This is a genomic window from Nocardia carnea, from assembly GCF_029868855.1.
Classification (GTDB): Bacteria; Actinomycetota; Actinomycetes; order Mycobacteriales; family Mycobacteriaceae; genus Nocardia; species Nocardia carnea_A.
This window is the reverse complement of record NZ_JARWOV010000074.1, coordinates 1-20,702: the sequence shown is the minus strand read 5'-3', so window position 1 is coordinate 20,702 and position 20,702 is coordinate 1. Positions and strand designations below refer to the sequence as shown.

Here is a 20,702-nt window from a genome sequence, read left to right as displayed (position 1 = left end):
GGTGCCGCCGCCGGTCCGGGCAGAATATGCGCGGTGAGCGCAACATTGCAGGCCAGTGGTCTCTCGGCCGGGCACGCCGAACGCACCCTGTTCGCCGACCTCGATCTCACCCTCGCCCCCGGCGACGTGATCGGGCTGGTCGGCGTCAACGGCGCGGGTAAATCGACACTGCTGCGCATGCTCGCCGACGGAACTCCGGGCGAAGGCAGGATCACTCTCAGCCCGCCCGACGCCACCGTCGGCTACCTGGCTCAGGAACCCGAACGCACCGCCGGCGAGACCGTGCTCGAATTCCTCGCCCGCCGGACCGGCGTCGCCCACGTCCAGCGGGTCATGGACGCGGCCGCCGAGCGACTCGCCGACGGCGGAGACGACGACTACTCCCCCGCTCTCGAGCACTGGCTCGCTCTCGGCGGCGCCGACCTCGACCAGCGCGCGGCGGAGGTGGCCGCCGATCTCGGGCTCGTCGACGGCCTCGCCGGCGGACTGGACGCCCCGATGACGGGGTTGTCCGGTGGGCAGGCCGCCCGCGCCGGACTCGCTTCGGTCCTGTTGTCGCGCTTCGATATCCTGCTGCTCGACGAACCCACCAACGACCTCGACCTCGACGGTCTCGACCGCCTCGAACGATTCGTCACCGGCGTCCGGGTGCCGCTGATGATCATCAGCCACGACCGCGAATTCCTGACCCGCACGGTGACCGCCGTTCTCGAACTGGATCTCGCCCAGCAACAGGTCAACTTCTACGACGGCGGCTACGACTCCTATCTGACCGAACGCGAGATCGCGCGCCGGCACGCCCGCGAGGCGTACGACGAATTCGCCGATACCAAAGCCTCCCTCGAAGCGCGGGCGCGGATGCAGCGCAACTGGCTGGAGCACGGTGTCCGCAACGCGCGCCGGAAGAGCAAGAACGATTCGGACAAGGTCACGCGCAAGACCCGCGCCGAATCCACCGAGAAACAGGCCGCGAAGGCCCGTCAGACCCAGCGTCGTATCGAACGACTCGACGTCGTGGAGGAACCGCGCAAGGAGTGGGAGCTGCGGATGGAGATCGCTGCGGCACCACGCAGCGGTTCCGTGGTCGCCACGGCGAGCAATGCCGTCGTCGCCCGCGGGGACTTCGTACTCGGACCGGTCACCACGCAGATCGACTGGGCCGACCGCATCGTTCTGACCGGCGCGAACGGCTCCGGCAAATCGACGCTGCTGGCCCTGCTACTCGGCAAGCTCGCCCCTGATACCGGCACCGCGGCGCTCGGGTCCGGGGTGCAGATCGGCGAGGTCGACCAGGCCCGCGGCCTGTTCCGCGGGGGCGAGACGCTGTCCGCGACCTTCGGCTCGGCCGTCCCCGACTGGCCGGATGCCGAGGTACGGACGCTGCTCGCCAAGTTCGGGCTGCGCGGACCGCACGTCACCCGCGCCTGCGACACGCTCTCTCCGGGTGAACGCACCCGCGCCGCGCTGGCCCTGCTACAGGCCCGCGGCGTGAACCTGCTCGTTCTCGACGAGCCGACCAACCACCTCGATCTTCCGGCCATCGAACAGCTCGAGCAGGCCGTCGACTCCTTCACCGGCACCCTTCTGCTGGTGACACACGACCGCCGCATGCTCGACTCCGTGCACGCGACGCGCCGCTGGCATATGGCGGCGGGCCGGCTCACCGAGGAATAGCGGCCGGCGCTCGCCGCCGAGCTGTTTTCGCACCGAACCTGCCGGCGTCGCGTACGGTGGAGACAACGGGACCGTTCAGGTCCGGCGAAACGTAAGGACATCCATGTCCGATAAATCTCCCCGTGGCGGCGCCACCAAGAAATCCGGAAAAACGCTGAAGGAAAAGCGTGCGGAAAAAAAGGCCAAGGCTGTCGCGAAATCCGATGTCGAGTCCACGTTCGACCCCAAGCGCCGCTGACGGGAACCGGCGCTCGATCGTCCCTGAACCATGTTGTCCGTCAACGTCTTTCGCAGTCCATAGCGGGTCCTCGACCGGCCGGGCATACAAGCCGGAACGCGCGGCTGCCCCGCGCTGGGTACACCCCCCTGGACGGATCGCCCACGGGTGTGACACACTGGTTCACCGAGACTGCGCTTATCAAAGTGATCTGCGCGGCTCATCTACAGGAATGAAGTATTAAAGCATGGCGCAAGGCAGTGTGAAATGGTTCAACGGCGAGAAGGGCTTCGGCTTCATCGCCCAAGACGGAGGCGGCCCTGACGTCTTCGTGCATTACTCGGCCATTGGGGGCTCGGGCTTCAAAACCCTCGAAGAGGGTCAGCGGGTAGAGTTCGAGATCGGCCAGGGCCAGAAGGGCCCGCAGGCTCAGGACGTCCGCGCGATCTGATTCGTGTGACTTGAAGGCTCCGCACCTACGGGTGCGGAGCCTTTCTCGTCGGTTCACCACGGGGACCGGCGGCCGCCGTGCCTGGGTTTCGCACACCCAGGAACACGAACACCTGCATCGACAGATATCGGGAGGAACGCCGCGGATGGCCGATGATGCGGAAGATCGCATCTAGGAAAGGACGACGCCATGCGCGTTCGTATACGCCATCTCATCCTCGGTCTGACCGCGTCGGTGACTCTCGCCTGTACGGCCCCCGCCCCGGCCGAGCCGCCCGGCCACTATGTGATCCCCGGCGATCGAGCATTTCCTACGGGCCTCGCCTACGATCCCGAAACCGGACATTATTTCGTCGGCAGCGCCGCGGACGGGGTCCTGTACCGCGGGCATGTGGACCGGCCCGACGCGGAGCTGTGGTCGCCGCACGGGACCGACGGACGAACACTCACTTCCGGAATGACCATGGACGCCGCGGGGCGCCTGTTCGTCAACGGCGCCGGTAGCAACATCACCCGGGTCTACGAGCCCGGCAGCGGCGAACTGCTCGCCGAACTCCACAGTCTCCCGGGCGGTTTCGTGAACGAAGTGTCCGTCGCGGAGGACGGCACGGCCTACGTCACCGATTCCTTTCTGCCGATGATCTACCGGATCACCGAACGCGACGGCCGCTGGCAGATGGAACAGTGGCTCGATATCGACGACACCGCCGTCGAATGGGTACACGGTGAGCACAATCTCAACGGCATCCTCGCCGTCGGCCGGCATCTGCTGTCGGTGCAGAGCAACACCGGCAGGCTCTGGCGTATCGACCGGTTCACCGGCGCAGTCGATGAGGTGGACCTGGGCGGAGAGCTGCTGCCCAGCGGCGACGCCTTGGTCTCCGATGACGGACGGCGGGTCTATGTGACCCAGGGAAATCTCTACGCCGACACCGACCAGGAACCTCGGGTGGCGGTGCTGGAGATGAGCGACGATCTCACCGCTGCCCGGATCGTCGACAGTCTCGTCCCGCCGGGTGGATTCCTGCATCCGAGCCAGGCGGCGCTGACCGGCGACGGACGCCTGCTGGTCGTCAACAGTCAGTACAACCGGCTGGTGGCGGGACTGGAACCGGAGTCGCTGCCGTTCACGGTGTCCAGCATTGCGGTGCCCGCCGGCGCCACCCCCGCCGCATAGCCGGGAGTTCCACATAACCTGAGGGGGTGGACCGAAGAGACGAACTCCGCGAATTCCTCACCTCCCGGCGAGCCCGGCTGTCCCCCGCCGATGTCGGCCTGCCGCCGGCCGGCCTGCGCCGTACCCCGGGGTTGCGCAGAGAAGAGGTCGCGGTACTCGCCGGGGTCGGCGTGTCCTGGTACACGTGGCTGGAACAGGGCCGCGATATCCGGGTGTCGGCGCAAGTGCTGGCCGCTGTCGCCGGCGCGCTACGGCTCAACACCCACGAACGGGCCTACCTGTTTCGGCTGGCAGGTCTCGAGCCGCCCGGCGCCGGCACCGGCGCGACCGATCCGCGACAACCGGTCGCGCCGGAGTGGCATCGCATTCTGGACGCCTGGCTGCCCCGCCCGGCCTACATCATCGACCGATACTGGGGTTTCGCAGCGGTGAACAGCACGGCGCGCGAAGTATTCGGTCTCACCGACCACGACGACAACTGCCTGGTGGCGTTTTTCACCAGCAGCCGCTACCGGGCCGCCTTCACCCAGTGGGAGGAGGCGGCGCCCGATATCGTCGCGCGGTTCCGTGCGGACGCGGCGAGACATCCGCAGGACCGGGCCTTTCACCGGATCGCGACCGAACTCGGCACCGCCAGTGCGGAATTCGCCCGGCTGTGGGCCAGGCACGATGTCACCGAATCGGCGAACGGCACCAAGGCCATCACCCATCCACACGGCGGTGACCTCCATTTCGAGTACACCCGGCTCTCGCTGCCGGACCATCCCGGTCACCATCTGGTGCTGCACAACCCGACCCCCGGCACCGGCACACTGGAATGGCTGGAATCCTTCGCCGAGGAGTCCCGCCTGATCAGCTGAGCCCGCCCCGTGGGCACGCTGCCTGGTGGTACCACACCCCGCATCAGCTCGGTCTGTTCAGCTGCCGCTCGAACACCCAGTCTTTCCCTATGACTCGATACACCGACAAGATCGCTCTGGTCACCGGCGGCACCAGCGGAATCGGGATTGCCACGGCGCGACGCCTCATCGGCGAAGGCGCACAGGTGGTCGTCACCGGACGCGACGCCGCCCGGCTGGACGCGGCAGTGGCATACCTCGGCGACCGGGCGCACGGTTTCGTCGCGGATGTCGCCGATCTGACCGCGCTCGACGCGCTCGTACAGGACATCCGGGACCGGTACAACCGGCTCGACGCGGTCTTCGCGAATGCCGGGGTCGGGATCTTCGCACCGATCCGGGAGATCACCGAGGAGGATTTCGACCGTTCCGTGGCGGTCAACTTCAAAGGGGTTTTCTTCACCATCCAGAAGGCATTGCCCCTCATCCCCGACGGCGGTGCAATTGTCGTCAACGCCTCGTGGACCCTGCACCGGGGTGTCGATGGTTTGGGCCTCTATTCCGCTACCAAAGCCGCAGTACACAATCTGGCCCGGACTCTCGCCGCCGATCTCGCGCCGCGCGGTATCCGGGTCAACTCGGTCAGCCCCGGCTATATCGATACCCCCATGTACCCCGAGGCCGGTCTTCCGGCGCAGGTCGCCGCCGCCAACCGCAGCCGGGTCCCGGCCGGTCGATTCGGCCGGCCCGACGAGGTCGCCGACGCCGTCGCCTTTCTGGGTTCCCCCGACGCCTCCTACATCAACGGCCAGGACCTGATCATCGATGGCGGGCTCGTCGGCACCATGGCCGGCACAGCCTGACCGCCCGGGATCAGCGGGGAAGGCCGGTTGATCCGTCACCGTCGACAGGATCCGGACCGGTCCCATCGTCTATGGGCAGAGTATGCAGTACCCATTGGGCTTTCCCACTGTTCTTGGCGTGATACAGCCCGGCGTCGGCGGCATCCAGCAAAGCCTCCGCCTGCCCGCCCTCGACCGTCGTCACCACCGCACCGATACTGGCCGAGACGTGCAGCCGGTGCCCACCTGTCAGCACCGGATCGGACAGGGCGCCGAGCAACCGCTCGGCCACCTGGGTCATCCGGTCGTCGTCGACGGGCGGCGGGACGAGGGTCACGAATTCGTCGCCGCCGATCCGCGCGACCAGGCAACCCATCCCCACCACACTGTCGTTCAACCGGTTCGCCACGGCGGTGAGGACCTTGTCACCGGTGCCGTGACCATAGCGGTCGTTGATGTACTTGAACCGGTCCAGATCCACGAAGCACAGGCCGATCCGGTCCCGGGGGCCCGCTTCGCGAATCGTCGAATCCAGCCATTCGAGCAACTGACGCCGGTTCGGCAGGCCGGTCAGCAGGTCGTGGCGGGCCTGCCGGTGCAGTTCCTCGCGCATCCGGTGCTGCTCGGTGACGTCTTCGCCCACGGCCAGCAGGTAGTCCGGATGACCTTCCCGGCCCTCGACGAAGGTGATGGAGAACGCGGCCCACCCGTAGCTGCCGTCGGCCCGCCCGATCTGCTGTTCCAGTTTCACCGCGCCCTGTTTGTGCGGCACCAGCCGCTCGTAGACGAGCCGGCGGATACGTTCCCGATCTTCGGGGTGCGCGAATTCGTAGACCGATATACCGCGCAGGTCATCGGCGGGGACGCCGATCATATCCGCGAGCGCCTGGTTGGCGTTGAGCAGGACCCCGTTGGTATCGCCGATGGCGATGGCCACCGCCGCGTTGTCGAAAACCACCCGGAACCGCTCGTCCATCCGCTCCGCCATCCGGCCGGGAGCGTCGGGCGGGGCGAACAACATCTGCCGCCGGATACCGAACCCTTCGCCGAGTTTGGCCAGCAGTACCGCCATCCTCCGGGTCGTTTCCGAATCGCCGCCCGCCCCCGCGAGCGACCACAGCACCGGGGCCGAGGTCGCCACCACATCGGATGCCGGCAGATCCGCGGCCGCCAGGGCGGCACCCGCCCGGGCGCCCGCAGCGGGATCGAACGAGGTGGCTGTGAGCGCATGCGCGAGATCGTGCACGAGCCAGCCCAGTAGGTGATCGATACTCGGATCGGAGGGTGCGGAGCCGCTGGTCGCATGGAGGGCCGCAGACCACGCTCTGACCAGTTCGCTGTGCTCCGGCTCCATCGCACCCCTTCGCCGCTCTGCCCGCCACCGCCCCGTTCGCAGCCATCGAACCTCGCCTACCGAGTGGTGGGGTGGCTACCCGTGATGATCACCATCATTGCTCATCGACCGCGCTCCGGCGGGATGGGGGTGGTTCTCCGTGAAGATGCTCGTGCCCTTGTATCGGGTCGTGGCCAGTTGCCAGACCCAGGTCGCCTGGACACATCCGGCGAGGTCGGCAAGATGCACACGCAGTTGCGCGGCGAGATCCGTATCGGCGAGTCCCGGTTCGCGGCAGCGGTCCGCCAGCGCATCGTGGCGCCGGCGGAACTCGGTGAGACGGTCCCGCACCATGGTGCCCGCGTCGCGTACCGCATCGGCCAGGGTCGCACCGGGCGTGTTCAGCAGGCAGACCGGGATCAGGTTGAAATCCGACCGGTCCGCAATGCACTCCTTCTCGAAGGAGAACATATCGTTCATCAATGCCCCGATTTCCGCGGTGAGCACACGTAATCGGCGTAAGTCGGCATCCAGCCCCGCCCGCGACAGCTGTTCCCCATCCAGGTAACTGTCGCGGCCGAACTCGCACAGGGCGATGGCCGGGTACATCCCCGACACCTGCGCGCGCAGGTCGATGTACTCCGCGACGGTCAGCAGATCACCGCGGGCCCGCGCGTTCTGGTCCCGGATCGCGGTGCGCAGATGTGCCACGGTCGAGGCGAGGAACTGCTCCAGCCACCGTGCGTTCGACAATTCGTCGACCTGTGACAGGAAATCGAACGTGGCCGCTTCTACCGGGGACGGGTCCGCCGGCAGTATCCGGAGCTCCAGCAGGCGGCACAGGCGCTCGAGCTCATCGCGCGCCCGCCCTTGTTCGGCTTCCGACAGGTGACCGTACTTCTCCCGGCCCACGGTGTCGTTGAGCCAGAACAGGATTGCGTTGAACAGCCCGATGACCGTCAGCCGCTGCGCACTGATGGGGCCGGGATGCAGATACGGCGTCATGCTGTTGTAGTGCGCGCCCGCGGGTTCCAGCCAGATACCCCGTGCGCGGCAGTAGCCTTCCACGTCGTCGCATGCCTGTGGCCCGAATTCGCTGGGGCGGAACTCTGTGCAGTACTCTGCGATATCGCAGTCCGGTGTACTGAACAGTTCCCGCAACGACCACGGCTCACCGGTACGCACCCAGGTTTCGTATTGTGTTCGCATATCGGTGATCTCACGCTCGAGCGCCGCTGTATACCGAGAAGCCATGACGACTCTCCTCCCGCATGTTCCAAACCCTCTCAGTGTGGTTCACCGGTGAGTCACTGTCATCCGGTTCCGGCACATCCCCAGGTGAGGGCGTCGAGCGAGAGCGGTCGACGATCTCCGCGGACAGTTACCAGTCCTGCCAGGGGATGATCGTCCGCAGCGGACCGTCGAACAGCGTTTCCCCGGCGGCAGGCCGGGGCGCACCGGCGCTCCCCTCGGCCAGGTCCTGTTCCCGCGCGAGCACCGAACGGGTCACCTCCGCCGGGTCTGCGTCGAGATACAACAACCGGATCCGGACCGACCCCGGCGCGAACTCACGGTTACCGGCACCCAGTTGCGTCAAGGTGGGATGTTTCTGCAGCGAGTGCAGCGAAAATGTCCATGCGCCCGCCACTCCCGGGCATTCGAGCAGCGCGGGAATGCCGACGCGGTCGTCCCAGCGGAACCGGTCGTGCACGGCGGCTCCGTGCGGTTCGGTGAAATGGGTGACGGTGACGTGCAGTCCGCGATTGGGCCGGAAGGGCAGCGCGTCCGGCGACACCCCGATCCGCGGGGCGGCGTAGCCCTTCACGGGCGTGAAGAATCCCAGCAGCGGCCGTTCGACTCCGGGCAGCTGCGGCCCCCGGCCCCACTGGAACGAATCCTCGCCCAGTTTCGTCCACGCCGCGACACTCTCCGCGTAGGGCGGGCGGAACCAGTACATCGCCACGTAGTCGACACCGGCGAACTCCGTCGACGACGCCCGGCCCAGTGCGGCGTACTCGGCCGGCCGCGCCCACCGATCACCCCAGGCCACACCCGGCAGCAGAAGGTTCTCCGGGCGGTGGTCGAGCTGATGCCATTCGTTGTATTCGCGATGCACGCTGGGGTCGGTGAGATCGATGAAGGAGAAGAACGCGTATTCCGAGAACATGAACCTGCCGATCCGAGTCGGTGAACGATTTCCGGTGGTTTGCGGTGACCGGCCCAGAATCGACATGAGGACGGTCTGGAGCGGCAACGCCCGGCCATCCGATGATGCGCGGCAGCGGTACCGCGTGTCCGAGAGCGGCCCGCTGAACGGAACCACCTTTCCGGACGCGGACCGGACTGTGCCACTCTCGGCAGTCCGGGCGGCGCCGCCAGTGGGTTCCGCCCCCGAACACAGGAGCAAACCGATATGGGCGTTCTCCAGCGGTATACCGGCCGGCAAGTACTGATCACCGGCGGTGGGTCGGGTATCGGCCAGGCCTGCGTCCTACGCATCCTGGCGGAAGGCGGCCAGGTGGTCGCCGCGGATATCAGCGAGGCGGGACTGCGGGATACCGCCGGCAAGGCGAACTCGGGCGCGCTGAGCACCGTGCCGATGGATATCGCCGACGAAGAGTCCGTGCGGGCCGGCGTCGCCGAGGCGGTACAGCGGCTCGGCGGTCTGGACACCCTCGTCAACGCCGCCGGTGTGCTGCGCTCGGCTCATTTCGAACAGACCACCCTCGCCGATTTCGAACAGGTGGTGCGTATCAATCTCATCGGCACCTTCCTTGTGACCCGGGAATCCATCGCCGCGCTGCGCCACGGCGTGGGCCCGGCCGTGGTGAACTTCAGTTCGACATCGGCGGCCTTCGCCCATCCCTATATGTCGGCATACGCCGCGTCCAAGGGCGGTATCCAGGCGATGACCCACGCGCTGGCCTTGGAATTCAGCAAACAGGGAATCCGGTTCAACTCCGTACAACCGGGTTCGATCTCCTCCGGTATGACCGACGGCACCGGCGAGGCCAAACAGAGCGCCGGCCCCGGACTCCCCGCCGACGTGGATCTCGCGATGTTCGCCAAGGCCTCCCCCGCGCTACCGCTCGACGGCGGCGCCATCTTCGCCGGACCGGACGCGGTGGCCGCGGTGGTGGCCATGCTGGGTTCCCCGGACGCCTACTTCGTCACCGGAACGGAAGTCCGCGTCGACGGCGGCTCGCATATGTGACGGGCAGATCGCCACAGTTCACCAGTGGGCCGGAGGCAGCAGGCATCCGGCCCACTCCGCTGACGAAGATATCCGCGAAACCACGCCCCTGTCCGGCACTGGTCCGTGCCCGCTCGCAGCGAGGCCATTCGGAGGCCGGGCTGCATCCCGATCCGGCCGACACCCGTATCTGCGGCGCCCTGGGCCGGCGGATCGCCGACGCCGTTGCACTCCCGCGCAGCGGGGGCATCGCTGCCTGCCGTCATCCACCCGCCTTGGTGTTCGGCGAGGCCGGAAGGCCGTGCACATGGGTTGCTCCCCGGCACTGCCCGAACCGGCGTGACCGGACGAATCGTGGCCGCGGGCCCGGCCCCGGGCGATCGACCGACTCTGCGACCTGCATGTTCAGCGCAGGGTGCGCATCGCCCGCCGCGCGGTGCGATGCACTGCGCCGGCCGATGGGCCTCGGCCACCGCACCGCGCGGCTCACGTCGCCGGTCCGCCCGGCCGAAGGACCACCGTCACCGCCGGTCGGTGCTCAGTCGCCGGACGCCGAAGCCTCGGATTCGGTCGACCCGCTCGCGGCGTGCCGGGCGGCGATGTAGCCGTAGACCAGCCCCTGCCCGATGGTGGCGCCGGCACCGGGGTAGGTCGCGCCGAAGGCATTACCCGCCGTATTGCCGATGGCGTACAGGCCCTCGATGTGGCTTCCGTCCTCCCGGAGCACGCGGGCGTGCTCGTCGGCGACGACCCCGCCGCACGTGCCGAGATCGCTGAGGACCACCTTCACCGCGTAGTAGGGCGCCTTGCGCAACGCGGCCAGGTTCGGGTTCGGGCGCACCGTGGGATCGCCGTAGTAGCGATCGTAAGCACTTGCGCCGCGGTCGAATTCCTCGTCCACCCCGGCCTCGGCGTAATCGTTGAAGCGAGCGAAGGTCGAGGTGAAGTTGTCCACCGGCACGCCGATGGCCTGGGCCAGCGCGGCCGGGTCGTCGGAGCGGTGCGCGATACCCGCCTCGTACCAGGCATCGGGTATCGGCTGGCGGGGGAAGATACCGCCGGCCATGGTGTAGCTGTTGCGGTAGCGCTGGTCGAAGATCAGCCACATATCGGTGACCGGGTCGTCGGCCCGTTCGCGGGACAGCACCTGCCGGCCGTAGGTCATGTAGTCGGTCGATTCGTTGATGAATCGCCGGCCCGACTGGTCGACGACGAACGAACCCGGCAGGGAGCGTTCCGCGAGCATCACCGCGGGCGCACCACCGGGCAGCGGCGCGAAGGCGGGGAACCACCAGGCCTGGTCCATGGAAACGGTGCCCGCGCCGAGTTCCTGCGCCGCTTCGATGGCATCGCCGGTGTTTCCCTCGGCACCGAGGCTGGCATGTGGGATCAGCGCCGGGGACTGGTACTTGTGCCGGGCGGCGATATCGTGGTCGAACCCGCCGGCCGCGAGCACCACGCCGCGGCGGGCCCGCACGGTGACCTCACGTTCACCCTGCCGCAGCACCGCGCCCGTGACCCGGCCGCCGTCCTGTACCAGCCGCACCAGGCTCGTCTCCGCCCACACCGGAACCCCCGCACGCAGGACCCCTGCGAACAGACCGGCGGCGAGCGCCTGCCCGCCCGCCAGGTATTCCCGCCCGATGAGCATTCCCCCGATACCGAGCGCCGCCCGGCGCACGATGCGCGGCAACGCTTTCAGTGGTTTGCGCGCGACGAGGTTCATCCATTTGTAGTCGGCACCCGTCACGGGCATCGGCACCGGCGCCGCCATCACGCCCGGCCGCAGTCTCGGCCGCTGCTCACCCAGCACGGAAGCGTTGAACGGGCGGCATTCGCAGGTCCGCCCCTCGGCGCGGCCACCCGGTTGTTCGGGGTGGTAATCGGAGTAGCCCTCGGCCCAGAAGAAGCGCATGGGCGTTGTCCGCGTCAGCATCGCCACGGTGCCGGCGCCGTGTGCCAGGAAGGCGGCGCTGCGTTCGGGTGGTGCCGAATCACCGACGACTGCCCGCAGGTAGGTCGCGGCTTCCGCCACTCCTCGGTCGCGCGGCTCCGGGAGGATCGAACTTCCCGGTATCCAGAAGGCACCACCCGACCGCGCCGTCGAACCGCCGACATAGGCCGTCTTCTCGGCGATCACCACCGACAGGCCCAGTTCGTGCGCGGCGAGCGCGGCCGACATTCCGGTGCCGGAACCGATGACGAGAAGATCGACGATCGTGTCGTGGGCGGGTACGAGCGGGGGCATTTTCTTCACCATCTGATCCGGGCTCCACTTTCCGATCGGGAGGACGAGTGCAGGTAAAAGTAGGCCGCGCATTCCGGTATCCCGGCCGGTGTTTCCGTTGAGCGGGAGCCTCTTCCCATCCGCACCCGGTGAGCTGCTTCACATACCGCCGGGTCTATGGCACTATTTCTAATAGAAATAGCCATGTCAGACAATGGGCGTAGTAGGCAAGGGAGCCTTGCATGACGATCACCACCCAGCAGCGGCAGCCCGGTACGGCCGAAACCCCCACCGCTGTCCTCGACCGCGTCTCGCTCGTGCTGGACGCCTTCGACGGGCGCGAGAGTCTCGGCTTGGCCGAGATCGTTCTGCGCACGGGCCTGCCGCGCTCCTCCGCACACCGGATACTGGACCGGCTCGTGCAGTTGCGCTGGCTACGGAGGGAAGGCCGCAGCTACAGTCTCGGCATACGGCTGGTGGAACTGGGTTCGCTCGCGGTACACCAGGACCGAATCCACGCCGCCTCCGGCCCGCATCTGCACCATCTCTACCGCGCCACCGGCATGGTCGTCCACCTGGCCGTACTCGACGGCGACGATATCGTCTATCTCGACAAGATCGGCGGCCGGCTCGCCGCGCACGTACCGACCCGGGTGGGCGGCCGGCTACCGGCAGCGCGGACAGCGCTCGGTAAGGCGCTGCTGGCCGCCGACGGCGGCAACGGACCGGACGATCCCCGCATCCGTGACCTCGGCTACGCCGCCGAACGCAACAGCGCCGTACCCGGCTTCGGATGTATCGCCGCACCGATCGGTCCACTCGGCGAGGCGACCACGGCGGTCTCCATCTGCGGACCGCTGGCCCGGATGACCTTCGACAGCCGGATGATCAGCCCGGTTCAGCTGACCGCGCATGCGATCTGGCGCAGCGTCTCCGCCGGAGTGCGCGTCACGCCGACGCTGCAGCGCCGCAACATATTACGTTCCCTGCCCACCGCGCCGAGCGTCCGCGCCGAGGGCTGACGGGGCCCGCACCGAGCGTTACGAGTCGCCCGGTAGGTCCTCGCCGACCGTGCGCCATCTGCCGGGCTGGCGCGGTATCGGCATATCGTGTTCGTCGCGTACCGCCGATTCGCGATACCGGGCGGCCACCTCATCGATCTCGGCGAGCAACTGTTCGGCCAGTTCGATCTCCGCCGCGAAATACCGTTGCGACCATCGCAGGCTCATCTGGGTGAACACCCAGCCGGGTTCCGGTTCGGCGTGGTCGGCGTGCGACTGCGCCTGCCTGGCGCGCTCGCGCAGGTTCTCGATATGCCTGTGGACGATCTCCTTCAGCTGATCGGGGTCGTGCAGATGCCCCAGATACAGGCGAAGCATCACACTGTGTTTGAGCACCGGCATATCGACCTCGGCATCGCGCGACCAATTCCGCAACGCGCGCAGGCCCATCTCGGTGATCCCATAGAGCCGCCGGCCGCGCACACCCTCGTCGGAAACTACACGGGACCGCACCAGCGCGAGATCTTCCAGCTTCTCCAGCGCGCCGTACACCTGACTCACCGACGGGCTCCAATAGAAGAACCCGATACTCCAATCCGCCCATTTCTTCAGATCGTTGCCCGTCAGTTCCTCACCGAAGGACAACATGCCCAGGACAGCCCAGCTGGTCGCGGGCAGGTCGGGGTAGGAATCGGAGGCGGCGGTCATGATCGTGCAGCCTACAAGGCATCCGGACGCAGGCTCCCGGCCATCGGGAAGGGCAGACGCCGGGCCGGGCGGTAGCGCCTACGTTCGGTTCATGGACGACCGCACCATCTACATCGTCGATCGGATCGTGCTCACGCCCGGCAGTGCACGCGCCTTCATCGACGCGTATCTCGGCGGCTACGCGCCGCGGGCGCGCGAGCGGGGACTGACGCTCGACCGGATTCTGGTGAGCCCGCCGGCTTGGGTCGACGGTGAGACGAACACCGTCACCGCCACCTGGACGGTGCAGGGCCCGCGAGCGTGGTGGGCGGCGGCGGTCGGTGCCCGGCACGACCCCGAACCGGCCCGGTGGTGGGAATCGATGGCGCCGATGATCGTCGAACGGACGCGTTCCATGGCAGGCCGCGCCGAGGATGTCGAAGGGCTGTGCGATGTATAAGGTGACGTTCCTGCTACACCTCGGCGATCCCGCCGACACCATGGCCACGGACGTGACCGTCGAACGCATCACCGCGGCCGCACAGGCCATGGGTGTGCGGCGCCCGCTGGTCGCTCCGACGCTGCCGGGAGTACGTAACGGCGGCGATATTCTCGCCCATTTCCGCTTCGCCTCGAGATCCGAGTGGCTGTCGGGTCGCCGAACGATCGACGAGGCCATGGCATGGCCGGCGATCGAACATATCGACTCCGTCGAGTATTCCGGCGGGCACGCCCTTGACGGCCGATCCGGGCAGCGCCGGGACACGGGCCCGTGCACGGTCTACCGCACCCTGCTCTTGTGCGTGGACGATGCGGCAGCCCCGGCGGAGGTCGCGCGGTTCGAACACGCGACCTTGCAGATGCCCCGCCATATCCCGGCGATCCGGGCGTGGCAGCTCAGCCGCGTCGACCGGGCCGCGGGCACCTCACAATGGACGCATGTCTGGGAGCAGGAATTCACCGATGCCGACGGCCTGCTCGGGCCCTATATGAACCATCCAGTGCACTGGGCCCTGGTGGATCAGTGGTTCGATCCGGAGAGCCCGAACCAGATCGTCAAAGACCGGATCTGCCACAGCTTCTGCACGATTCCGGGGCCGGTGATCGACCCGGCGCCGGAAGTCGCATAGGCAGCGGAGAAGGCCCTGTATCAGCGGCGCAGGAAAGCCAGGACGGTGGCTTCCCAGGCTGCTTTCTGTTCGATCATCACCCAGTGGCCGCAGTTGGGGAAGATGTGCACCTCTCCGTTCCGGAGCGTGCGCATCGGCAGCAGCGCCATATCGACGGGGCTGACCCGGTCGTCACGTCCCCAGGTAACGAGGGTCGGTACCGCGAGCCCGCCCAGTTTCGCCCAGCTCGGTGTGGTGTCCACACTGCGCGCGGCCGCGGCCATCCGCGTCAGCGCCGCACTGCTGTACATGCGGCGCGAATTCTCCAGCGTCGCCGGATCGGTGGCCTGCTGCCAGCGTTCCTCGATCAGTTCCTCGGTCACCAGCGACTGGTCGAACACCATCGAGCGCAGCCACGCCACCAGCGCCTCGCGGGTGGGATTGTCGACGAACTCGCTGAGCCGGATGATCCCCTCCCCCGGCTGCGGGCTCAGCACCGGTGTCCCGATACCGCCGATGGTCACCAGCCGCTCCACCCGGCCGGGGGCGGCGAGCGCGAAATCGGTGGCCACGAAACCACCCATCGAATTACCGATGATGCGGACCCGGTCGAGCCCGAGCCCGTCGAGGAAGGCGGTGACCGCCTGCTGCGCGGACAACATCGGGTGCACCGCACCGAAATCGTCACTGACACCGAAACCGGGCAGCTCCAGGACCAGGGTCCGGTAGTGCTCGGCGAACGTGGCGAAGTTACCGCCGAAGTTACGCCACCCGGTGACGCCGGGACCCGATCCGTGCAGCAGCAACAGGGGCGGGCCGTCCCCGGCCTCGCGGTACCGCAGAACGCCGCGCTCGGTCGGCAGCTCACGCAATTCGGGAACGGTTCGGGAATCGACTGGGGTACTCATGGATACCGAGCCTGCCACCCGTATGGGGGCTCGGCGGCGCATACTCCCGGTCAGCGGCACAGCGTGTCCTAGGCGGCGGCCGCGAGCACGTCCCGCATCATCTGCCAGAGTTTCTCGCGGGCCGGGCCGGTGAGTGATAGCGATGGAAAGGTGAGGAAACCGTGGAAGAGCCCGTCGAACCGGTGCGCGGTGACCGGAACACCGGCCGCCGCCAGCCGCCGGGCGTAGTCGGCGCCGGCCGAGCACGGCGGATCGAGTTCGGCGGTCACGACGACCGCTCGGGGTAGTCCGGCCAGTGATTCGGCGCGGGTGGGCACCAGGTACGGGCTGTCGGTTCCGTGTGGGGCGTACTGCTGCCAGTACCAGCGCATGGCCTTGGTGGTGTTGTAGTAGTTCTCGCCGTAGAGCCGGTAGGACTCGGTGGTGAAATCGTCGTCGATCACCGGGTAGAGCAGGACCTGCGCCGCGATCGCCGGGCCACCGCGGTCGCGGGCGGCCAGGCTCACCGTCGCCGCCAGGTTGCCGCCGGCGCTGTCACCGGCCACCAACAGGCGGTCCGGGTCGCCACCGAACTCGGCGGCGTGTGCGGCGGTCCAGCGCAGGGCGGCGTACATATCCTCCAACGCCGCCGGTCCGGGATGTTCGGGCGCGCGCCGGTAGTCGACCGAGACGACCACGCCGTCCACCGCCGCGGCCATCGACCGGCAGAATTCGTCGTGACTGTCGAGATCACAGAAGACGAAGCCACCGCCGTGCGCGAAGACCACCACCGGGCGCGCGCCGGTGCCGCCGTGCGGCACGTAGACGCGAACAGCCAGCTCGCCACCCGGCCCGTCGATCGTCCGGTCCCGCGCGATCTGCATCTGCGGCTCGCGCGTCAACGGTGCGCGACGCGAGGCGATGATCTCGCGTACCTCCGCCGCCGGGTACCGGGTGACATCCGGAAACGATTCGAGCGCCGACAGCATCGCCTCGACATCCGGATGCAGGTCGGTCCTTCGTTGTCCGCCCATCTCGACCACTTCCTCACTCTTCGACATACGGGAAAGCGCGTTCGCGCCACGAATTCGGCCCAGCAAGCTCAGTTACCGGCTGGCCGGCCGTCGAGCGCGAAACCCTTGTATCCGGCCGCCGCCACCTCGGCGCAGATCGCGTTGTAGGTCCCGAAACCACCGATATAAGGCATGAATACGCGTGGTCTACCCGGAATGTTCGCGCCCAGGTACCAGGAATTCGCGCTCGGGAACAGCGTCCCCGCGGCCTTCGCATTGCATTCGGCCACCCATTCGTCGGCCGCTTCCCGGGTCGCCTCGATCGTGACGATCTCGTGGGAATCCAGGTGGTCCAGGCAGTCCGCGATCCAGTCGACGTGCTGCTCGGCCATCAGCACCATGTTCGCGAGCACACTGGGGCTGCCGGGGCCGGAGATGATGAACATATTCGGGAAACCGTCGACGGCCAGCCCGAGATAGGTCCGCGGTCCCGCCGACCATTCCGCTGTCAGCTCCCGGCCGCTCCGGCCGCGGATATCGATCCGCGACAGCGAACCGGTCATCGCGTCGAAACCGGTCGCGAAGATGAGAATATCCAGTTCGTAGGAGGATTCGCCGGTTCGCACACCGGACTCGGTGATCTCGGTGATCGGTGTCTGCCGCAGATTGACCAGCGTGACGTTGTCCCGGTTGTAGGTCTGGAAGTATCCCGTATCGGTGACGATCCGCTTGGTTCCGATCGGATGATCGGTCGGGATCAGCTGATCGGCGATCTCCGGGTCCTCGACCATTTCGCGGATCTTCGCTTCGACGTACTCACGCGCGGTGTCGTTGGCCGCCTTGTCCACCAGCTGATCCGGGAAAGCCTTGGTGAACAGATATCCGCCGCGCTGCCACCATTCGTCGTAGATGCGGGTGCGCTCGGCCTCGTCTACCTCCAACGCGCCTTTGGGATGCGGGCTGTTCGGCGTACCGCCGCCGCTGATCCGGGACAACCGGCGCCGCTCGGCATAATTGGCTTTCACCTCGGCGACGTAATCGTCGGTCAACCGCCGATTACCCGCGGGGATCGAATAATTGGGGCTCCGCTGGAATACGACGACCCGGTCGGCTTCTTCGGCGATCACCGGAATGGATTGGATACCGGAGGACCCCGTCCCGATGACACCTACCCGTTTACCGGCGAAATCTACCGGTTCGTGCGGCCATTCACCGGTGTGATAGATCTCCCCCGAGAAGGTGTCGCGGCCGGGGATATCCGGCATGTTGGTGGCCGATAGAACGCCGGTCGCCATAATGCAGAAACGGGCCGTCACGGATTTCCCGGTATCGGTCGTGATCGTCCACCGGCCGGCCTCCTCGTCGTAGACGGCCGAGGTCACGCGGGTCCGGAAATCGTAGGCCGCCCGGAGATCGTGGCGATCGGCGACATGGTCCAGGTAGCGCAGAATCTCGTCTTGGGTGGCGAACCGTTCGGTCCAGGTCCATTCCTGCTGCAACTCTTCGTCGAACGAATAGGAGTAGTCGATGCTCTCGACATCGCACCGTGCGCCCGGGTACCGGTTGTGATACCAGGTGCCGCCCACTCCTTCGGCGGATTCGAATCCGTGTACGCGCATACCGCGCCGACGGAATTTGTACACCGCGTACAGGCCGGAGATCCCGGCACCGACGACAACAGCATCGAAATCGCTGTCCTGGTTTGTCACCACATTCACTTCCCTCGCTGAGGCACCTGAGTTCGAAGTCAAATTAAGGTCCCCATGGCGCGAAATGACCGGTTGTTCCCACCCAGCGGTCCCCCGATTCGATTCGTACGCCCGGCGGGCGGGATCGGGTCGGTGCCTTTCCGCGGGCCCTGTATCCGCGCTCGAAACCGCGTGCAGAACCTGCCGTCGGGCCCCACCCCGGGTTCGGCGGCCCGCCTTCATCGGCACGGCGGACCACGGGTGTTCCTCGACCGCACACGGCGGCCGTACTCGGCCGGTGGCTCGCCGCTGTGCCCACAGTGCCGACCTGCGTCCGGGGCCCGGTTGGCCCGCCTCGGCACGGTCGGTTCAACAGTCAGAACTGATGTGGCCGCCCAGGTCTCGGACCGAAAGCCGGGTCTCGCGGGCACGGCCGGCCGAGTGCGACTCGTTCGGCGCCCCGACGCGCGTCGGTCGCCCGGCCGGCCATGTGCATTCGCCGGCCGTCGACCTGCGATACGGACAACCGCGCCGGTGGTACTTTCCCACCCGTCCCGGCACAACGTACCGGGATTCCTACGGGCTCAGGCTCGCGACGGTTCCCCGTTGCCGGCTTCCGCGGCCCGCTGCGCTTCCTTCATCTCCCGGGCCCACAGCCATTCGTGACCCCAGTAGCTGTCGGCGGTGATTTCCTCGGCCGTGTAATAGGTTTCGTCGACGGGTCGGCCGCCGGTGCCGTATTCGATATCCCAGCCGCCGGGCACCCGTACGTAGAAGGAGATCATCTTGTCGTTCGTATGCCGGCCAAGCGTCGAGGACACCGGGAAATCACGGGCCATCACCTGGTCGTAGGCGCGGCCGACCGCGTCGAGTTCGTCCACCTCCACCATCACGTGGATCAGCCCCGGATCGCGACCCTCCATGCTGGGCATGATCGCCAGACTGTGATGGCGCTGATTGACACCCATGAACCGGATCCGCAGCGGGCCTGCTTCCGGCGGCGCCGGCAACCGGAATGCGCCCCGGGACAGAAAACCCAGCGTCTCGGTGTAGAAGGTGAACGATTCGTCGAAGTTCGTCGTCGGCATCACCACATGCCCCAGACCCTGGTCGCCCGTGATGAACTTCTGGCCGTACTTGGTGATCACCGGGCTGTGCTCGAGCACCGGCCCGTAGAAGAATTCCAGCGGGGTGCCGCCGGGATGCTTCATGCAGATACCGGCCTCGACCTTGCGCCGGTCGGCCAGCTCCTGGGACATCGGGGTGTACGCGAACCCGGCCTCGTCCAGGACGGCGGTCAGCCGCCGCAGCGCGGGTGCGTCCCGGACCTCCCAGCCGACCGCCGTCACCCGGTCGACGTCGCCGTGTTCGACGGTGATGCGCGAGGGCCGCTCGTCCATCCGGAAGTGCAGGGCGTCGGTTTCGTCGCCGAAGCCCGGAGCGAAACCCAATACCTCGAAACCGAGTTCACGCCAGCGATCCATATCGGTGGCCTGCACCCGTACATAACCGAGCGCTTTGATTTCCGTCATCGTGTATCCGTTTCCTTTCCGGGGCCGGTCAGATCATCACGCGCAGGGGTCCCTCGGGGACCTCCACACCGAGCGACGCCATGGCCGCCGCGTGATAGGTGGTGCTGGTGACATGGATGGCGTGGTGCAGGCCGGCGTGCGCGTCACGCCAGAACCGCTGGAGTGCGTTGTCCATCCGCAACGCGTTACCGCCCGCCCGGTCGAAGATCTCGTCGGCGGCGCGCACCGCCCGCCACGCGGCGCGGGCCTGATCACGGCGTACCGCGGCGCGCGTTTCGAAGTCGATGTCCTCGCCGCGGTCGACCTTGTCCCAGATGCGGTCCACATTGGCCAACAGTTGCTGGCGGGCCGCATCGATCTCCGACGCCGCCTCACCGAGGGCGTGCAGGACATACGGATCGTCCTTCACCAGCGTGCCGGTCGCACCGACCCGGTTGCGCTGATAGTCGACACCCGCCGCGAGCACGCCCTCGCAGATGCCGATGGTCGCGGAGGTGATACCCAGCGGGAACATGGTCGACCACGGCATCCTGTACAGAGTTTCGGTAACCCCGTACTCCTTGGCGGCGGTACCGTCCATCACCTTCGCCGATTCCATCACCCGGTACCCGGGGATGAAGGCATCCTTGACGACGATGTCCTTGCTGCCGGTGCCGCGCAGACCCACCACATCCCAGGAATCCGCCACGATTTCGTAATCGGAGCGGGGCAGGATCACATGCAGGCCCTGCGGCGGCATCAGCGGTTTCCCGTCCGCGCCGCCCACCATCGCGCCGAGGAAGATCCAGTCGCAGTGGTCGGTACCGGAGGAGAACTGCCAGCGGCCGTTCATC

General features: G+C 67.3%; 20 protein-coding genes. 10 read left to right on the top strand and 10 right to left on the bottom strand.

The annotated features are described in order from the left end of the window. The first annotated feature begins 33 nt into the window (after positions 1-33). The 6 genes from QH195_RS06480 to QH195_RS06455 all read left to right on the top strand — a co-directional run bounded on the left by QH195_RS06480 (position 34) and on the right by QH195_RS06455 (position 5,220). Positions 34-1,674, top strand: a complete 1,641-nt coding sequence (locus tag QH195_RS06480) for an ABC-F family ATP-binding cassette domain-containing protein (RefSeq protein ID WP_280434690.1) — start codon at positions 34-36, stop codon at positions 1,672-1,674. A 103-nt stretch (positions 1,675-1,777) separates the two neighbouring features. Continuing rightward, on the top strand, positions 1,778-1,912 hold the full coding sequence (locus QH195_RS06475; protein WP_086007740.1) for a hypothetical protein: 135 nt from the start codon (positions 1,778-1,780) through the stop codon (positions 1,910-1,912). A gap of 226 nt (positions 1,913-2,138) precedes the next feature. Then, on the top strand, positions 2,139-2,342 hold the full coding sequence (locus tag QH195_RS06470; protein WP_033242606.1) for a cold-shock protein: 204 nt from the start codon (positions 2,139-2,141) through the stop codon (positions 2,340-2,342). Positions 2,343-2,531: 189 nt separating this feature from the next. Next, positions 2,532-3,518: a hypothetical protein gene (locus QH195_RS06465; protein ID WP_280434689.1), complete on the top strand. Its 987-nt coding sequence runs from the start codon at positions 2,532-2,534 to the stop codon at positions 3,516-3,518. A gap of 26 nt (positions 3,519-3,544) precedes the next feature. Next, a complete protein-coding gene (locus QH195_RS06460) occupies positions 3,545-4,378 on the top strand; it encodes a helix-turn-helix transcriptional regulator (RefSeq protein ID WP_280423907.1) in 834 nt (277 codons plus the stop codon). 89 nt (positions 4,379-4,467) lie between these two features. Then, positions 4,468-5,220 carry a glucose 1-dehydrogenase gene (locus QH195_RS06455; protein ID WP_280434688.1) on the top strand — a complete coding sequence of 251 codons (753 nt, stop codon included), beginning with the start codon at positions 4,468-4,470 and terminating at the stop codon, positions 5,218-5,220. Positions 5,221-5,230: 10 nt separating this feature from the next. Here QH195_RS06455 and QH195_RS06450 read toward each other — a convergent pair whose 3' ends face one another. The 3 genes from QH195_RS06450 to QH195_RS06440 form a co-directional block, all read right to left on the bottom strand. After that, positions 5,231-6,553 carry a diguanylate cyclase domain-containing protein gene (locus QH195_RS06450; RefSeq protein WP_280434687.1) on the bottom strand — a complete coding sequence of 441 codons (1,323 nt, stop codon included), beginning with the start codon at positions 6,551-6,553 and terminating at the stop codon, positions 5,231-5,233. Positions 6,554-6,628: 75 nt separating this feature from the next. Beyond that, complete coding sequence (locus QH195_RS06445) at positions 6,629-7,786, bottom strand: terpene synthase family protein (RefSeq protein ID WP_280434686.1); 1,158 nt, start codon at positions 7,784-7,786, stop codon at positions 6,629-6,631. Between the two features lie 127 nt (positions 7,787-7,913). After that, on the bottom strand, positions 7,914-8,699 hold the full coding sequence (locus QH195_RS06440; protein WP_280434685.1) for a hypothetical protein: 786 nt from the start codon (positions 8,697-8,699) through the stop codon (positions 7,914-7,916). 246 nt (positions 8,700-8,945) lie between these two features. Here QH195_RS06440 and QH195_RS06435 point away from each other — a divergent pair, with 246 nt between their 5' ends. Then, positions 8,946-9,746 carry an SDR family NAD(P)-dependent oxidoreductase gene (locus QH195_RS06435; protein WP_280434684.1) on the top strand — a complete coding sequence of 267 codons (801 nt, stop codon included), beginning with the start codon at positions 8,946-8,948 and terminating at the stop codon, positions 9,744-9,746. A gap of 517 nt (positions 9,747-10,263) precedes the next feature. Here QH195_RS06435 and QH195_RS06430 read toward each other — a convergent pair. Continuing rightward, complete coding sequence (locus QH195_RS06430) at positions 10,264-11,985, bottom strand: 3-ketosteroid-delta-1-dehydrogenase (RefSeq protein ID WP_280434683.1); 1,722 nt, start codon at positions 11,983-11,985, stop codon at positions 10,264-10,266. 209 nt (positions 11,986-12,194) lie between these two features. Between QH195_RS06430 and QH195_RS06425 the strand changes: the two genes are divergently transcribed. Further along, positions 12,195-12,974, top strand: a complete 780-nt coding sequence (locus tag QH195_RS06425) for an IclR family transcriptional regulator (RefSeq protein ID WP_280423783.1) — start codon at positions 12,195-12,197, stop codon at positions 12,972-12,974. A gap of 18 nt (positions 12,975-12,992) precedes the next feature. Here QH195_RS06425 and QH195_RS06420 read toward each other — a convergent pair whose 3' ends face one another. Continuing rightward, positions 12,993-13,661: a PadR family transcriptional regulator gene (locus QH195_RS06420; protein ID WP_280423782.1), complete on the bottom strand. Its 669-nt coding sequence runs from the start codon at positions 13,659-13,661 to the stop codon at positions 12,993-12,995. Between the two features lie 91 nt (positions 13,662-13,752). Here QH195_RS06420 and QH195_RS06415 point away from each other — a divergent pair, with 91 nt between their 5' ends. Together QH195_RS06415 and QH195_RS06410 are read left to right on the top strand one after the other, a co-directional pair. After that, positions 13,753-14,100: a hypothetical protein gene (locus QH195_RS06415; RefSeq protein WP_280423781.1), complete on the top strand. Its 348-nt coding sequence runs from the start codon at positions 13,753-13,755 to the stop codon at positions 14,098-14,100. Then, positions 14,093-14,770, top strand: coding sequence for a Dabb family protein (locus tag QH195_RS06410; protein ID WP_280423780.1), 678 nt, complete (start codon positions 14,093-14,095; stop codon positions 14,768-14,770). The genes QH195_RS06415 and QH195_RS06410 overlap by 8 nt, the downstream gene beginning before the upstream one ends. A 20-nt stretch (positions 14,771-14,790) precedes the next feature. On the opposite strand, the gene QH195_RS06405 is transcribed toward QH195_RS06410, so the two are convergent. The 5 genes from QH195_RS06405 to QH195_RS06385 all read right to left on the bottom strand — a co-directional run. Then, on the bottom strand, positions 14,791-15,657 hold the full coding sequence (locus QH195_RS06405) for an alpha/beta fold hydrolase (RefSeq protein ID WP_280434682.1): 867 nt from the start codon (positions 15,655-15,657) through the stop codon (positions 14,791-14,793). 68 nt (positions 15,658-15,725) lie between these two features. Next, entirely contained in the window at positions 15,726-16,697 is a 972-nt protein-coding gene (locus QH195_RS06400; protein WP_280434681.1) for an alpha/beta hydrolase, read from the bottom strand. Between the two features lie 41 nt (positions 16,698-16,738). Beyond that, complete coding sequence (locus QH195_RS06395; RefSeq protein WP_280434694.1) at positions 16,739-18,358, bottom strand: flavin-containing monooxygenase; 1,620 nt, start codon at positions 18,356-18,358, stop codon at positions 16,739-16,741. Positions 18,359-18,921: 563 nt separating this feature from the next. Further along, the gene (locus tag QH195_RS06390) at positions 18,922-19,869 is read right to left on the bottom strand and encodes a VOC family protein (RefSeq protein WP_280434680.1); all 948 of its coding nucleotides are present in this window, start codon (positions 19,867-19,869) and stop codon (positions 18,922-18,924) included. A gap of 28 nt (positions 19,870-19,897) precedes the next feature. Beyond that, positions 19,898-20,702, bottom strand: an 805-nt coding sequence (locus QH195_RS06385; RefSeq protein WP_280434679.1) for an acyl-CoA dehydrogenase family protein, incomplete at its 5' end; no start/stop codon positions are given.